The organism is Pseudoduganella guangdongensis, from assembly GCF_009857475.1.
In the GTDB taxonomy this organism is placed as follows: Bacteria; Pseudomonadota; Gammaproteobacteria; order Burkholderiales; family Burkholderiaceae_D; genus Rugamonas; species Rugamonas guangdongensis.
This window is the reverse complement of record NZ_WWCJ01000004.1, coordinates 182,401-197,233: the sequence shown is the minus strand read 5'-3', so window position 1 is coordinate 197,233 and position 14,833 is coordinate 182,401. Positions and strand designations below refer to the sequence as shown.

10 protein-coding genes are annotated in these 14,833 nt (G+C 67.3%); 6 read left to right on the top strand and 4 right to left on the bottom strand.

The window, feature by feature from the left end:
- The first annotated feature begins 412 nt into the window (after positions 1-412).
- Genes GTP41_RS06940 through moeA form a run of 4 tightly spaced genes read left to right on the top strand, consistent with a single transcriptional unit; the run spans position 413 to position 7,826 of the window.
- Positions 413-3,448, top strand: a complete 3,036-nt coding sequence (locus GTP41_RS06940; protein ID WP_161024837.1) for an Rne/Rng family ribonuclease — start codon at positions 413-415, stop codon at positions 3,446-3,448.
- Positions 3,441-4,805: a chromate efflux transporter gene (chrA, locus tag GTP41_RS06935; protein ID WP_161024836.1), complete on the top strand. Its 1,365-nt coding sequence runs from the start codon at positions 3,441-3,443 to the stop codon at positions 4,803-4,805. The genes GTP41_RS06940 and chrA overlap by 8 nt, the downstream gene beginning before the upstream one ends.
- Before the next feature lie 14 nt (positions 4,806-4,819).
- Positions 4,820-5,932: a GTP 3',8-cyclase MoaA gene (gene moaA / locus GTP41_RS06930; protein WP_161024835.1), complete on the top strand. Its 1,113-nt coding sequence runs from the start codon at positions 4,820-4,822 to the stop codon at positions 5,930-5,932.
- Positions 5,933-5,939: 7 nt separating this feature from the next.
- The gene (gene moeA, locus GTP41_RS06925; protein WP_161024834.1) at positions 5,940-7,826 is read left to right on the top strand and encodes a molybdopterin molybdotransferase MoeA; all 1,887 of its coding nucleotides are present in this window, start codon (positions 5,940-5,942) and stop codon (positions 7,824-7,826) included.
- 127 nt (positions 7,827-7,953) lie between these two features.
- On the opposite strand, the gene GTP41_RS06920 is transcribed toward moeA, so the two are convergent.
- The 3 genes from GTP41_RS06920 to GTP41_RS06910 are packed head-to-tail and all read right to left on the bottom strand — an operon-like array spanning position 7,954 to position 9,962.
- A complete protein-coding gene (locus tag GTP41_RS06920; RefSeq protein WP_161024833.1) occupies positions 7,954-8,298 on the bottom strand; it encodes a hypothetical protein in 345 nt (114 codons plus the stop codon).
- 3 nt (positions 8,299-8,301) lie between these two features.
- The gene (locus GTP41_RS06915; protein ID WP_161024832.1) at positions 8,302-9,570 is read right to left on the bottom strand and encodes a DNA recombination protein RmuC; all 1,269 of its coding nucleotides are present in this window, start codon (positions 9,568-9,570) and stop codon (positions 8,302-8,304) included.
- Positions 9,570-9,962 carry a group II truncated hemoglobin gene (locus GTP41_RS06910; RefSeq protein WP_161024831.1) on the bottom strand — a complete coding sequence of 131 codons (393 nt, stop codon included), beginning with the start codon at positions 9,960-9,962 and terminating at the stop codon, positions 9,570-9,572. The genes GTP41_RS06915 and GTP41_RS06910 overlap by 1 nt, the downstream gene beginning before the upstream one ends.
- 92 nt (positions 9,963-10,054) lie before the next feature.
- Here GTP41_RS06910 and GTP41_RS06905 point away from each other — a divergent pair, with 92 nt between their 5' ends.
- Together GTP41_RS06905 and GTP41_RS06900 are read left to right on the top strand one after the other, a co-directional pair.
- Positions 10,055-11,284, top strand: coding sequence for a sensor histidine kinase (locus tag GTP41_RS06905; protein ID WP_161024830.1), 1,230 nt, complete (start codon positions 10,055-10,057; stop codon positions 11,282-11,284).
- A gap of 3 nt (positions 11,285-11,287) precedes the next feature.
- Positions 11,288-12,283 carry a response regulator gene (locus GTP41_RS06900; RefSeq protein WP_161024829.1) on the top strand — a complete coding sequence of 332 codons (996 nt, stop codon included), beginning with the start codon at positions 11,288-11,290 and terminating at the stop codon, positions 12,281-12,283.
- A 24-nt stretch (positions 12,284-12,307) separates the two neighbouring features.
- Here GTP41_RS06900 and GTP41_RS06895 read toward each other — a convergent pair whose 3' ends face one another.
- The gene (locus GTP41_RS06895; RefSeq protein ID WP_161024828.1) at positions 12,308-14,833 is read right to left on the bottom strand and encodes an ABC transporter permease; all 2,526 of its coding nucleotides are present in this window, start codon (positions 14,831-14,833) and stop codon (positions 12,308-12,310) included.

Below are 14,833 nucleotides of genomic sequence, written 5' to 3'. Positions count from 1 at the left end.
CCACTGTTGCCATCGGCTCAGGCGCCGGGTGCTGGATTAGACTGGCTGGATTGTTAGGATAAGTCCGGTGAGCAAGCACTACAGTCGTTGCTCGCTGGTTTGATGAAGTCGATAACGCTTGCCGTTTCGCCAAGGCACCATACAAGATGCCTTGGCCCGACGATGTGCGCACGCCTGCATTCTCCCGCCACCCGACTCGGTTCGGGCCGTTGGATGATGTTGCACGCTGTGCGCAAACTCGGCATGACGATCGGCTTCATGCGCCCAATGCGGCGGCAGCGCTTCGCGCAGCTGCGCCGCATGGTGAGGCATTTCTCCCTACAGCCTCCTTAATTCACGCGTATATCCTTGTACTTCGCCGTCTCCCCGGAGGCGGCTTTGACATGGCCCAAGGGTCGCGGAGTTAATAAAAATGAAACGCATGTTGTTTAATGCTACGCAGCAGGAAGAGCTGCGCGTAGCAATTGTCGACGGTCAAAAATTGATCGACATCGACATCGAGACCGCCGGACGCGAGCAGCGCAAGTCCAATATCTACAAAGGCGTCATCACTCGAATCGAACCCTCCCTCGAAGCTTGCTTCGTCAGCTACGGCGAAGACCGCCACGGCTTCCTCCCCTTTAAAGAAGTTGCCCGCTCCTATTTCCGCGAAGGCGTCGACGTGCGCAATGCATCCGTCAAGGAAGCGCTGCGCGAAGGCCAGGAAATCATGGTGCAGGTGGAGAAAGAGGAGCGCGGCAATAAGGGCGCGGCGCTGACCTCCTTTATTTCGCTGGCCGGCCGCTACCTGGTGCTGATGCCGAACAACCCGCGCGGTGGCGGTGTTTCGCGCCGGGTGGAAGGCGAAGAGCGCCAGGAACTGCGCGAAACCATGGACAAGCTGGACCTGCCGCAAGGCATGTCGGTGATTGCCCGTACCGCCGGCATCGGCCGTACCGTAGAAGAGCTGCAGTGGGACTTGAACTACCTGATGCAACTGTGGCGCGCGATCGAAGGCGCGTCCAAGGCCGCCACCGGCGCCTTCCTGATTTACCAGGAATCGTCGCTGGTAATCCGCGCCATCCGCGACTACTTCCAGCCTGACATCGGCGAGATCCTGATCGACACCGACGAGATCTACGACCAGGCGCACCAGTTCATGTCGCACGTGATGCCGGACATGGTGCACCGCGTGAAGCGCTACAGCGACGACGTGCCGCTGTTCTCGCGCTTCCAGATCGAGCACCAGATCGAAACCGCGTACTCGCGCACCGTGCCGCTGCCATCCGGCGGCGCCATCGTGATCGACCACACCGAAGCCCTGGTCTCGATCGACGTCAACTCGGCCCGCGCCACCCGCGGTTCGGACATCGAAACCACCGCCTTCCACACCAACTGCGAAGCCGCCGACGAAGTGGCGCGCCAGCTGCGCCTGCGCGACCTGGGCGGCCTGATCGTGATCGACTTCATCGACATGGAAGTGTCGAAGAACCAACGCGAAGTCGAACAACGCCTGAAAGACGCCCTGCACCACGACCGTGCGCGCGTCCAGATGGGCAAGATTTCCCGCTTCGGCCTGATGGAATTGTCGCGCCAGCGCCTGCGCCCTTCCCTGTCGGAAGGCTCGCACGTGACTTGCCCGCGCTGCTCGGGCACCGGCCACATCCGCGATACCGAATCGTCCGCCCTGCAAGTGCTGCGCATCATCCAGGAAGAGGCGATGAAGGAAAATTCCGCCGCCATCCACGTGCAGGTGCCAGTCGATGTGGCGGCCTTCCTGCTGAACGAGAAGCGCGGCGAAGTGCTGAAGATCGAGACCCGTCACCGCATCACCGTGATCCTGATCCCGAACAAGCACCTGGAAACCCCGCACTACAAGCTGGAACGCATCAAGCACGACGATCCGCGCCTGGAAGACCACGCTGCCTCCTACACCATGGCGGAAGCGGCGGAAACCGATATGTCCTTCAGCAAGCGCCAGAAGGAAGAGTCGAAGCCGCGCCAGGAAGCGGTGGTCAAGACCATTACTCCAGATCAACCAGCGCCACTGGTGGAACACAAGCCGGAAGCGGCCAAGGCGGCCGCGCCGCGCGTCGCAGCGCCCGCTGCACCTGCGGAAAAAGGCTTCTTTGCCAAACTGATCTCCTTCTTCACCGGTGCTGACAAGGAAGAACCAGTACAGCCGAAGGCGCCAGTCATCGTCACCAAGGCGCCCGCCAATGGCGAGCGCGGCGACCGCAAGGATCGCGGCCAGCGTGGCCGTAACCGTGGCGGCAAAGGCGGCCGTGGCGAGCGTGAGGAGCGCGAGCCGGGTTCCCGCCCAGGCGCCGAGGAAGCCAAACCGGCAGCGGAAGCGCGCAAGCCGCGCGAGCCGCGCCCGCCGCGTGAACCACGCGAGCCGCGCGAAGGCGCCGAGGCGCAAGCCGCGCGCGCCGAGCGCGAGCCGCGTGCTGAACGCGAGCCGCGTGAACCGCGTGAGCCGCGCCAGCCGCGTCCACCACGCGAGCCGCGCGCCGAGAAACCGGTTCCAGCGGAAGCCAAGGCGGAAGAACTGGCATTGGCAGCAGCAGGTGTGGGCCCGGTGGGCACCGGCACCGGCGCTGTGGAAACCCCGGCCCTGGTGAAAGCTGTCGGCAATACCGGTCCCGAGGGTGATGAGCTGGAAGGCGCGGAAGGTGGCGACGAGCCACGCCGCCGCCGCCGCCGTGGCGGCCGCAACCGCAACCGTCGTGAGCGCGAAGGCGCCGAGGGCGTCGAGGGCGCGGAAGGCATGGAGGGCGCAAGCGAAGCCACCTTCACCGTGGCGCCAGCCGAAGGTGAAGCCGCCGCACCGGAAAGCGTTGCCGTGGCTGCGGCCGCAGAACCCGTCGTGAGCGAGGCCGCTGCGGTCGCCGTGGCGCCTGCCGAGCCGGTTGCTGTCGAAAGCAGCGCCGCCGCACCAGCCGTGGCCGAGCCTGTCATTGCCGAGCCGGCAGTTGTCGAGGCAGCCCCTGCACCGGTCGCTGCCGAGCCTGTGGTCGCTGAAGCCGCCGCACCGGTGGTAGCCGAAGTGGCCGCCGTCGAGCCAGCCGCTGAGCCGGTTCCTGCGCCGGTTTCCGAGCCGGTTCCTGAGCCAGCCGCCGAGCCGGTTGCCGCCCCAGCGTCGCCGCAAGCCGTACTGCCGTTCGCCGAAGCCGCACCGGTAGCTGCCGCCGCCGAAGCGGTCGAGCCAGCGCCGGTCGCCGCCCCGGCAGCTCCGGCCCCTGCCGCAGCCCCGGCGTCCAGCGCGCCGTCGGCCAACGTCGACGACATGCTGGCAGCCGCCGGCCTGTCGATGGCAGTGACCGATCCTGCCAAGGCCCGCGCCGCGCAGGAAGCGGCCGCCGCCGCCGCCAACACCCAGCCGATCCGCGTGCCACGCGAACGCAAGCCGCAAGCTGCGATCGTCAATGAGCCGCTGGTGCAGGTTGAAACCAAGGTGAATGGCTAAACCGCCGGACACCGATGGAAAAGGGAAGCCCAGTGCTTCCCTTTTTTACGTCCCCCTATCGCAGGCCATCCTGTACTGGCTCAAGCTGGGCTTCATCAGTTTCGGCGGCCCCGCCGGCCAGATCGCCATGATGCATGCCGAGCTGGTCGAGCGCCGCCGCTGGATTTCCGAACAGCGCTTCCTGCACGCCCTCAACTACTGCATGCTGCTGCCCGGCCCCGAGGCCACCCAGCTGGCCATCTACATCGGCTGGCTGATGCACCGCACCCTGGGCGGCATCGTCGCCGGCATCCTGTTTGTCCTGCCCTCGCTCTTACTGCTGATCGCCCTGTCCTGGCTGTATATGGCTTACGGCAGCCTGCCCGCCGTGGCCGGCGTCCTGTACGGCATGAAGCCGGCCGTCGTCGCCATTGTGCTGGCCGCCGCCTGGCGCATTGGCCAGCGCACCCTGCGCAACCGCCTGCTGGCCGCCATCGCCCTGGCCGCCTTCATCGCCATCAGCGTGCTGCGGCTGCCCTTCCCCGCCATAGTGGCCAGCGCCGCCCTGCTGGGCTGGCTCGGCGGCCGCCTGCGCCCGCAGGCATTTTCCCTGGGGGCCGGCGCCCACGCCGCCACGGCTGCGCCCGGCGCCAGCCACCCGCCGGCGCTGATCGACGACCACACCCCCACCCCGCCGCACGCCCGCTTCAGCTGGGCCGGACTGCTGCGCACCAGCGCCGCCGGCAGCGCGCTGATGGCGCTCGCCTGGCTGCTGCTGGCCTGGCTGTTCGGCGCCGACCGGACGCTGGCGCAAATGGGCTGGTTCTTCAGCAAGGCCGCCCTGATGACCTTCGGCGGCGCCTACGCCGTGCTGCCCTACGTCTACCAGGGCGGCGTCGAGCACTTCCAATGGTTGAGCGCCGCCCAGATGGTGGACGGCCTGGCGCTGGGCGAAACCACGCCCGGCCCGCTGATCATGGTGGTCGCCTTCGTCGGTTTTGTCGGCGCCTGGACGCACGACGCCATCGCCGGCCAGCCCGCCCTGGCCGGCGTGCTGGGCGCCCTGGTCGCCGCCTGGTTCACCTTCGTGCCCTCGTTTGTCTTCATCCTGGCCGGCGGCCCGCTGGTCGAGTCCACGCGCGGCAATCTGCGCATGACCGCGCCGCTCACCGCCATCGCCGCCGCCGTGGTCGGCGTGATTGCCAGCCTGGCATTATTTTTCGGCAGCCATGTCTTCCGCCCGGCCGGCCAATGGGAGTGGCCGGCCCTCTTGATTGCCGCGGCCGCCGCCATCGCCTTGATGCGGTTCAAGCAAGGCACAATCCGTGTGCTGATAGCCTGTGCAATTGCTGGCATCGTGCTATCGTACCGGGTGTAACAGAACACCCCAGCATGACCGAAAAAATCATCCTCCTGAATGATGGCCGCAGCCAGACGCCGGCCATCCCCGCCACCCTCGAGGCGCCCACGGGCAGCCTGCGGGATCGGCTCGACCGTCCGCTGCACGACCTGCGCATTTCCATCACCGACCGCTGCAACTTCCGCTGCGTCTACTGCATGCCGAAGGAAGTGTTCGACAAGGATTACCAGTACCTGCCGCACAACGCCCTGCTGACCTTCGAGGAGATCACGCGCCTGGCGCGCCTGTTCATTGAACACGGTGTGGAGAAAATCCGCCTGACCGGCGGCGAACCGCTGCTGCGCAAGAATGTGGAACGGCTGGTCGAAATGCTGGCCGGGCTGCGCACGGCGAGCGGCAAGCCGCTCGACATCACCCTGACCACCAACGGCTCCCTGCTGGCGCGCAAAGCGCAGTCGCTGAAGGATGCGGGCCTGAAGCGCGTCACCGTCTCGCTCGACGCGCTGGACGACGCGGTCTTCAAACGCATGAACGACGTCGATTTCGCGGTGGCCGACGTGCTGCACGGGATCGAGGTGGCGCACCAGGCCGGCCTGGGGCCGGTCAAGGTCAACACCGTCGTCAAGCGCGGCATGAACGAGCAGGAGGTGCTGCCGCTGGCGCGCCACTTCAAAGGCTCGCCGGTGATCCTGCGCTTTATCGAGTTCATGGACGTGGGCAGCTCGAACGGCTGGAATATGCGCGACGTGGTGCCATCGGCCGAGGTGGTGCGCATGATCGGCGCCGAGATGCCGCTGGCGCCGATCGACCCGAACTACACCGGCGAAACCGCCGAACGCTGGCGCTACACCGACGGCGGCGGCGAAATCGGCGTGATTTCCAGCGTCACCCAGGCCTTCTGCAAGGACTGTTCGCGCGCCCGCCTGTCCACCGAGGGCAAGCTGTACACCTGCCTGTTCGCCTCGCGCGGCCACGACCTGCGCGCCCTGCTGCGCGAGGGCCGCAGCGAGGCCGAAATCTCAGCCGCCGTCGGCGCCTTGTGGCGCGTGCGCAGCGACCGCTACTCGGAGCTGCGCACCATCAATACCGACGGCCTGGTGCAAGGCGCCAGGCGCAAAGTCGAAATGTCATACATCGGGGGATAAGCAGTACATGGAGAGCATCAGTGCATTCATCCTGGCGGGCGGCCGCGCCACCCGCATGGGCCGCGTCGACAAGGGACTGCAACCGTTCCGCGGCCTGCCCCTCGCGGCCCATGTGCTGCAACGGCTCGCCCCCCAGGCCGCCAGCGTCACCATCAACGCCAACCGCAACCTGGCCGCCTACGGCGCGCTGGGCGTGCCGGTCCTGCAAGATGAACTGCAAGGCTACGAAGGCCCGCTGGCCGGCCTGCAAACCGGCTTGCGCCACTGCGCCACCGACCTGCTGTTGACCGCGCCCTGCGACTCGCCCTTCCTGCCCGCCGACCTGGCACAGCGCCTGTACGACGCGCTGCAAGCGCAGGGGGCCGACCTGGCTGTGGCCGCCACGCTGGACAGCGACGACAGCGGCGCCACGCACACACAACCGCACCCGGTATTCTGCCTGGTGCGCAAGAGCGCCCTGCCGGCCCTCGAGGCCTACCTCGCCAGCGGCGCGCGCCGCATGGACGGCTGGTACCGCTCGATCAAGGTGGCGCAGGTGCTGTTCAGCGATGCCAACGCCTTCCGCAACATCAACACCCTGGCCGAGCTGCAAAAGGAAGAAGAAAGCGCCGCCAATCCGGCACTGAAAGACGTGGCCAGCTGCCTCGCCGCCTACGACCCGGATGCGCTGCCGGTGCGCAGCGCGCAGCGCGTCATCCGCGATTTCGTCCAGCCGGTGCGCGGCGTCGAAAAGGTAGCCCTGCGCAGCGCCCTGGACCGGGTCCTGGCGGAGGACGTGATTTCGCCGATCAATGTGCCGGCGCACGACAACTCCGCCATGGACGGTTACGCCTTTGCCGGCAGCCAGCTCAAGGCCGATGCCAACACCACGCTCAAGGTGATCGGCACCGCCCTGGCCGGCCGCCCCACCGCGCTCAAGCCGGGGCCGGGCGAATGCGTGCGCATCATGACCGGCGGCGTCATGCCGGACGGCTGCGACACCGTGCTGCCGCAAGAACTGGCGGCCGACCTGAGCGACGTGGCCGTGACCATTGCGCCCAATACGGTGCGCAGCGGCGATAACCGCCGCTTCAAGGGCGAAGACCTGGCCGCCGGCTTGCCCGCGCTGCGCAAGGGCAAGCTGCTGCGCCCGGCCGACCTGGGCCTGGTGGCCTCGCTCGGCCTGGCCGAGGTGCCGGTGCAGCGCCGCCTGCGCGTGGCCTTCTTCTCCACCGGCGATGAACTGCGCTCGATCGGCGAGCCGCTGGCCGATGGCTGCGTGTACGACAGCAACCGCTACACCCTGTTCGGCATGCTGCAGCGGCTTGGCTGCGACATCGTCGACATGGGCATCGTCAAAGACGACGCCGCGTCGCTGGAAGCGGCGCTGCGCACCGCCTGCGAGTGCGCCGACGCCGTGATCACCTCGGGCGGCGTATCGGTCGGCGCGGCCGACTACACCAAGCAGGTGATGGCCGCCGTGGGCGACGTCCACTTCTGGAAAATCAATATGCGGCCGGGCCGCCCGCTGGCCTTCGGCCGCCTGCGCTCCAACGGCCACAGCGCCTACCTGTTCGGCTTGCCGGGCAACCCGGTGGCGGTGATGGTCAGCTTCTACTTCTTCGCGCGCCACGCCCTGCTGCGCATGATGGGCGCCGAGGCGCCCGCCGACCAGCTGCTGCGCGTGCGCTCGGCGCAAACGATCCGCAAGAAGCCGGGCCGCACCGAGTACCAGCGCGGCATCCTGTCCAGCGCCCTGGACGGCACGCGCGAGGTGCGCATCACAGGATCACAAGGCTCAGGCATCCTGCGCTCCATGTCGGAAGCGAACTGCATGCTGGTGCTGCCTGACGAGCAAGGCAATGTGGCGCAAGGCGATATGGTGGACGTGATCCTGTTCGAGGGACTGCTCTGATGAAGCGCCTGGCCGATGGTTGCAAGGCCAGCTTGGACGCTATGGCAGAAGCCCGGACTGAAACCGGCAACCGCGTCGTTGACGGGGCCTGGCGCGTCGACCTCAGCGGCCGCTGCACAACAATAGCCTAGTACCGGTAGCAGTGGGCTTGCTGCGGCTCGCTGCGCATGATCGCCGTGGTCCAGGCCGGGTTGCTGGCCTGCTGGCACTTGATGAGCACTTCTGACCACGCCTTCAGGTTGGCTTCGGCAGCATCCTTCTTCCACGCCTGGTCCAGCGCGCGCGCGGCGGCGGTTTGCGGGCGGGGCACGCCCCGCGCACGGCCGAAGCTGTCGCGTTCCGGGGCCAGGCTGGCGGCGTCGACGCGTTGGCGCATGCTGGGCATGGTCGCGGCCGGCGCCGGATCTTCCGCCTGCGCGCTGGCCGCTGCGGGCAGCAGCCAGGCCACCATCAGGCACGCCAGGCGCGTCATCGCTCAGGCGACGCTATCGGCATCGGCTTCGGCACCGTCCGTGCCTTCGGCAGCATCGGCGGCACCGAGCATCAGCAGCGCCGCTTCGGCCGGCAAGGCTTCCACCGATTTCAGCTTGCGCGCCATCTGGCGGCTGCGCACCTCGGCCGATTCGATATTGCGGGCGGCGCGTTCCAGGGTGGTCTTGGTAGCGGCCAGCACGTCGCCAAATTTGGCGAACTCGGTCTTCACCGCGCCCAAAACCTGCCACACTTCCGAAGAACGCTTTTCCAGCGCCAGCGTGCGGAAGCCCATTTGCAAGCTGTTCAGCAGCGCAGTCAACGTCGAGGGACCGGCGATGCTGACCCGGTTCACGCGCTGCAGTTCATCGGCCAGGCCGGGGCGCCGCATCACTTCCGCATACAAGCCTTCGGTCGGCAGGAACAGGATGGCGAAATCGGTCGTCAGCGGCGGCGACAGGTATTTTTCGGCGATGGTGCGCGCTTCGTTGCGCACGGCGCGTTCCAACTCGCGGCCGGCGCTGGCCACCGCTTCGGCATCGGCCCGGTCGGCCGCTTCCAGCAGGCGCTCGTATTGCTCTTTCGGGAACTTGGCGTCGATCGGCATCCACACCGGCGCCCCGCCCTCCTTCTGGCCCGGCAGCTTGAGCGCGAACTCAACGCGGGCATTGGTGCCGGGCACGGTCTCGACGTTTTTCGCGTATTGCTCCGGCGTCAGGATCTGCTCCAGCAGCATTTCCAGCTGCACTTCGCCCCAGGTGCCGCGCGTTTTCACATTGGTCAGCACGCGTTTCAGGTCGCCCACGCCCAGCGCCAGCTGCTGCATCTCGCCCAGGCCCTGGTGCACCCGCTCCAGCCGCTCCGACACCTGGCGGAACGATTCAGTCAAGCGCGTTTCCAGCGTCTCGTGCAGTTTTTCATCGACCGTCTTGCGCATTTCCTCCAGCCGCGCGCCGTTATCGGCTTGCAGCTCGCGCATCTTGGTTTCCAGCGCCACGCGCACTTCCAGCAAGCGGCGCGTGTTCGATTCGGTCAGCACCTCGATCTGGCGCCGCATGGTTTCCAGCTGCTGCACGGTGGCGGCGTGCGACTGCGCCAGCATATTGCCCATTTCCTGGCGCTGCGCCTGGGCGGTGGCCTGCAGCTGCAGGCGCACTTCGCGCTCCACCCGGTCCAGCTGGTCGGCCACGTCGCCGCCACGGCTGCGCAACAGCGCGACGATTTGCAGGATGATGATGACGGCGGCCAGCGCCAGCAGGATGTATAACTCCATCAATCGGCCTTGTTCCGCATCCAGTCGGCGGTCTGGTAGAAGGACTCCATCAGGCGCAGGCGCAAGTCTTCGGCGATACCGACATCCTGCATGGCCCACGCCATGCAGCGCAGCCACTGGTCGCGCTCGCTGGAGCCGACCGCAAACGGCAGGTGGCGCGCGCGCAGGCGCGGGTGGCCGAAACGCTCGATAAACAGGTCCGGCCCGCCCATCCAGCCGCTCAGGAACCAGAACAGCTTGTCGCGTGAGCCGTCGGTGCTGGGCGGGTGCATGGCGCGGATGCCGGCGAATTCCGGCTCCAGCTCCATCAGGTCATAAAAACGGTCGACCATCTCGCGCAGCTTGGTTTCGCCGCCGATAACGTCATAAAGGGTGCGTGATTCTTGATTCATATGGATAATGATAGCGCATGGACGTATTGATGTGGATCAAGCTTCGTGCTGATACCGCGCAAAACCCCGGCACAAACCGCCATCATGAAAAGATGATTCCACGCCTGATCCGATCAGTGCTGCGCGCGCGCAGCGCCGAAGAAATTGCCGACTTGCGCCTGGCCGCCCTGAGCTGGCTGGGTGTTAGCTGTTTCCCCCTGTATTACGTGTTCTTCGCCTGGCTGCTGCCGCAACCCTACGAAAACCTGCCGCTGCGCGCGCTCGGCACCCTGCTGGCCCTGGGCGGCCTGCTGGCGCGCAAGCTGCCGCACAGGCAGCGCGACCGCTACACCCTGCTGCTGGTCACCTTCGAACTGCCCTTCTTCTGCACCTTCATGTTCCTGATGAACGGCGCCAATGCCGCCTGGTCGCAGGTGATGCTGGTGATGCTGGTGGCCCTGTTCCACTTTGACTTCCGCCAGGCCTTGCGCGCGGGCGCGGTGGGCGTCGGGGCGGCCCTGCTGCTGGCTGTTCTGCTGGGCGCGGGCCGCACGCTGCTGTCGCAGGAAGTGCTGCAACTGCTGCCGGCGCAGCTGTTCCTGGTGGGCTGGATGTGGGTGTTCTCCCTGAGCCGCAAGGCGCTGGAGGAGGAAAAGCTGGAGGGCCTGGGCGAAGGCCTGGGCGCCGTGGCGCACGAAATGCGCACGCCGCTGGCCAGCCTGGACGCCAATGTGCGCGGCCTGTCGCGCCTGCAGCAGCGCAGCGGGCAGGAAAGCCCCGTCATGCGCCAGGCGCTGGGGCGCATGCAGTACGAGGTGCGCCACATGAACCACATGATCGACCTGTTCCTGCTTAGCGCGCAGGCGGTGCGGCAAAAGCTGGACCCGCACGAAACCGTCTCCATGCTCGACACGGTGGAATCGGCCCTGCGCCGCTACCCCTTCACCGGCGAAGCCCAGCGCCAGCAAGTGGCGCTGCAGGTGCGCAGCGATTTCCGCTTCGGCGGCCAGAACGAGCTGGCCATCATGCTGCTGCTGAACCTCCTGCGCAATGCCATGCAATCGGTGCAGCGCGCCGGCAAAGGGCGGGTGCGGATCGTGATCGACGGCGCGCGCAGCACGCCGCGCCTGCTGGTGGTCGATACCGGCTGCGGCATCGCGCCGCGCCACCTGCCGCTGATTTTCCAACGCTTCTTCGCCTACCCGGAGCATAATGGCGCCGGCATCGGCCTGGCATTGTGCCGCCAGGTGATGCAAGCGTGGGAAGCGCGACTACATTGTGTCTCCCGCGAGCATGCTTATGCTATCTTTGTGCTCGAATTTCCTTCACCTGCCAGCCGCTGAACCATGAAACTGCCCGTTTACGCCCACCCCACCATGACCGTCCTGGTGGACGACAGCGACACCTTCCTGCATAGCCTGGTGTTCCAGCTCGACCCCATGCAGGCCAGCGTCTGCTTCCACGATCCGCTGCAGGCACTCGAGTGGTTCAAACAGAACGCCCGCAGCAGCGAGCTGCCCTTGCAGGTGGACTTCGACAATCCCAACCAGTCGGCCGAGCAGCGCAATGTGGCGGTGGACCTGGAGCGCATTTACCGCATCTCCGGCCAGCGCCAGCGCTTTTCCATCCCTTCGGTGCTGGTGGTCGACTACTCGATGCCGCAGATGAACGGCGTGGCGTTCTGCCAGGCCATCCAGCACCTGCCGTGCAAAAAGATCCTGTTTACCGGCCAGGCCGACGAGAAGATTGCGGTGGACGCCTTCAACCGCGGCCTGATCGACCGCTACATCAAGAAGAGCGCCGACGATGCGCTGGACCGGCTGGAGGAGGAAGTGGCGGCGCTGCAGAAAGCCTTCTTCCGTGAGCGCTCGGAAACCCTGCTGGAAATGCTGGTGCTGCACGAATTCAGCTTCCTGCGCTGCGGCGCGCTGGCCCAGGTGGTGCAGCGCCTGTACCGCGAGCACGGTTTTGTCGAGCACTACCTGTTCCCCTCCCCGAGCGGCGTGCTGTTCTTCAATGCCGACGGCGCGGCCAAGCTGATGGTGGTAGAGACGGAGCGCGGCTACCAGGCCCAGGTGGAAATGGCGCGCGACAGCCGCGCCCCGGCCTCGCTGCTGCAAGCGCTGGAGGAAAAACGCATGCTGCCCTTCTTCCCGCCGGACGGCATGTATTCCAACGAGGTCGGCCAGCACTGGCACCGCTTCTGCAAGGAACCGCAGGTGTGCCAGGGAGTGGAAACTTACTACTGGGCCCTGTTCGACATCGACCCGGCCCTGCTCGCCATCAAGCCCACCCCCTACGCCGAATTCCTGCGCCAGCACACCCCGCCGCTGGCCGCCTAACGCGGCCAGCCGGCGGCCCCGGCGTCAGGCTTCGCGCAGGGTTTGCAGCGGCGGATGGTTGAGGACATTGCGCAGGCCGAGCCAGCCGCCGATCACCGCGCACAGGGCGCCCGCCACCAGGCCGGCGACCCAGACCCAGATGCTGATGGTCCAGGGGAACTTGAACTGGTAGGTGGCCAGGCCCCATCCCATCAAGCCGGCGCCGGTGGCGGCCAGCAGGCCGCCGACACCGCCCACCAGCATGAATTCAATCAGCTGCGCTTGCGACAGCTGGCGCCGGGTGGCGCCCAGGGCGCGCAGCAGGCCGGCTTCGCGGCGCCGTTCGTCCTGCGAGCCCATCAACGCGGCGTACAGCACCAGCACACCGGACAACAGGGTGAAGGCGAACAGGAATTCCACGGCCTGGATCACCTGCTCGAGCACCGTTTGCACCTGGCGCACCACGCCGCCCACATCGATGATGGTGAGGTTGGGGAATGCGCGCGACAGCGCGGTGCCGGCCTGGGCGCCGCCCGCCGGCATGTGGAAGGCGGTGATATAGGTCTGCGGGGTGTCGGCCATCACCGCCGGGTTCAGGATGACGAAGAAATTCACGCGCATCGAGCCCCATTCGAGCTTGCGCAGGCTGGTGATCTTCGCTTCCACCGGCGAGCCGGCGATGTCGAAGCGCATGCTGTCGCCCAGCTTCAAGCCCAGCGTCTTGGCCAGGCCCTCCTCCACCGAAGCTTCGCCGGCCTGCCCTTGCATCGCCCACTTGCCGGCGGTGACCTGGTTCTGCGCCGGCAGCTCGGTCATGGTGGACAGGTTGAATTCGCGTTCGGCCAGGCCGCGCGCGCGCTCGTCGCTGTAGGTGTCGCGCGTGATGACCTTGCCGTTCACGGCCAGCAGGCGGCCGCGGATCATCGGGTACAGCGGCAGCTCCTTGACCCCGGCCGCTTGCAGGCGGCTGGCAATGGCGTCCTTCTGGTCCGGCTGGATGTTGATGATGAAGCGGTTCGGCGCGTCCGGCGGCATGGTGTTGCGCCAGGTCGTCATCAGGTCGCCGCGCACCACGGTCAAGAGCAGCAGCGCCATCAGGCCCAGCGAAAGCGAGACCACCTGCACCACGGTGGCGCCCGGGCGGCGGCGCAGCGAGGTGACCGCGAAGCGCCAGGCTTGCTGTGGGAAGACGTTGCGCAGCGGGCGCAGCGCTTGCAGGCCGAGCCAGGCCACCAGGGCGAACAGGCCGAAGCCGGCCAGGAAGCCGCCGCCGGTCATGGCGGCCAGCTTGACGTCATTCGATTGCCACAGCAGCAGTGCGCCGAAGGCGGCAATGCCCAGGCCATACGTGGCCAGGGCGGCTGGCTTGGGCGCCGCCTGCTCGCGCCGGATGACACGGTTGTGCGGCACATTGCGCAGCTGCAGGATGGGCGGCAGGGCGAAGCCGGCCAGCAGCAGCAGGCCGGTGGCCAGGCCTTGCAGCGCCGGCAGCAGCGAGGGCGGCGGGATGTCGGCGCCCACCAGGCTGCCCAGCAGCTCGATCAGCACATAGTGCGCGCCAAAGCCGACCAGCACGCCGAGCGCGCTGCCGGCCAGGCCGACCAGCAGGAATTCCACCAGGTAGATCACGGTCACCTGGTTCTGCGTCAGGCCCAGGCAGCGCAGCATGGCGCAGGAGTCGAGGTGGCGCTGCATGAAGCGGCGCGCGGCCATGGCCACGGCCACCGCGGCCAGCATGGCCGACAGCAGGCCGACCAGGGACAGGAAACGGTCGGCGCGGTCCAGGGTGGCGTTCATTTCCGGCCGCCCTTCCTCCAGCGACTCGATGCGCACGCCGCGCACATTGTCTTTCTTGACCAGGGCGCGCAGCCATTCGCCGAATTCCTGCGCCGGCTTGGCGCTGGCGCCATTGCCGGCCACCAGCAGGCGGTAGCCGATGCGCGAGCCTTCCTGCACCAGGTTGGTGGCGGCCATGTCGGACAGCGGCACGAAGACGCGCGGCGCGAAGTTGATGAAGCCGCCGCCGCGATCCGGCTCGGCGGCAATCAGCTGCGTGACGCGGAATTGCTTGTCGCCCAGCTGCAAGGTGCCGCCGATGGCCACCTCCAGCGTGCCGGCCAGCGAAGGGTCGATCCAGACCGTGCCCGCCGCCGGCGCGGCCGGGGCCGGGGTGCCGATGCTTTCGCTGGCCTGGGCCAGGTCGGTGTTGACTTTGACGCGGCCGCGCAGCGGGTATTCCGCGCTGACCGCTTTGAGCGAGACCAGCACGGAACGGGCGGCGTCGCCCTCCCCGGCCTGGGCCATGCTGGGGAAGGCCATGGTTTGCGCCACCCGCAGGCCGCGCCGCAGCGCTTCCTCGCGCCAGGCGGCGGGGATCGGGTTGTCGTAGGCCGCCACCATGTCGGCGCCCAGCAGCTGGTGGGCGTCGCGATTGAGCCCGGCGCGCAGGCGGTCGATAAAGAAGCCGGCCGCCGACATGGCCGCCACCGCCACCACCAGCGCCACCAGCAGGAAGCGCAATTGCCCGGCGCGCCAGTCGCGCGCCGTCATCCTCAAGGCTTGTTTGAACAT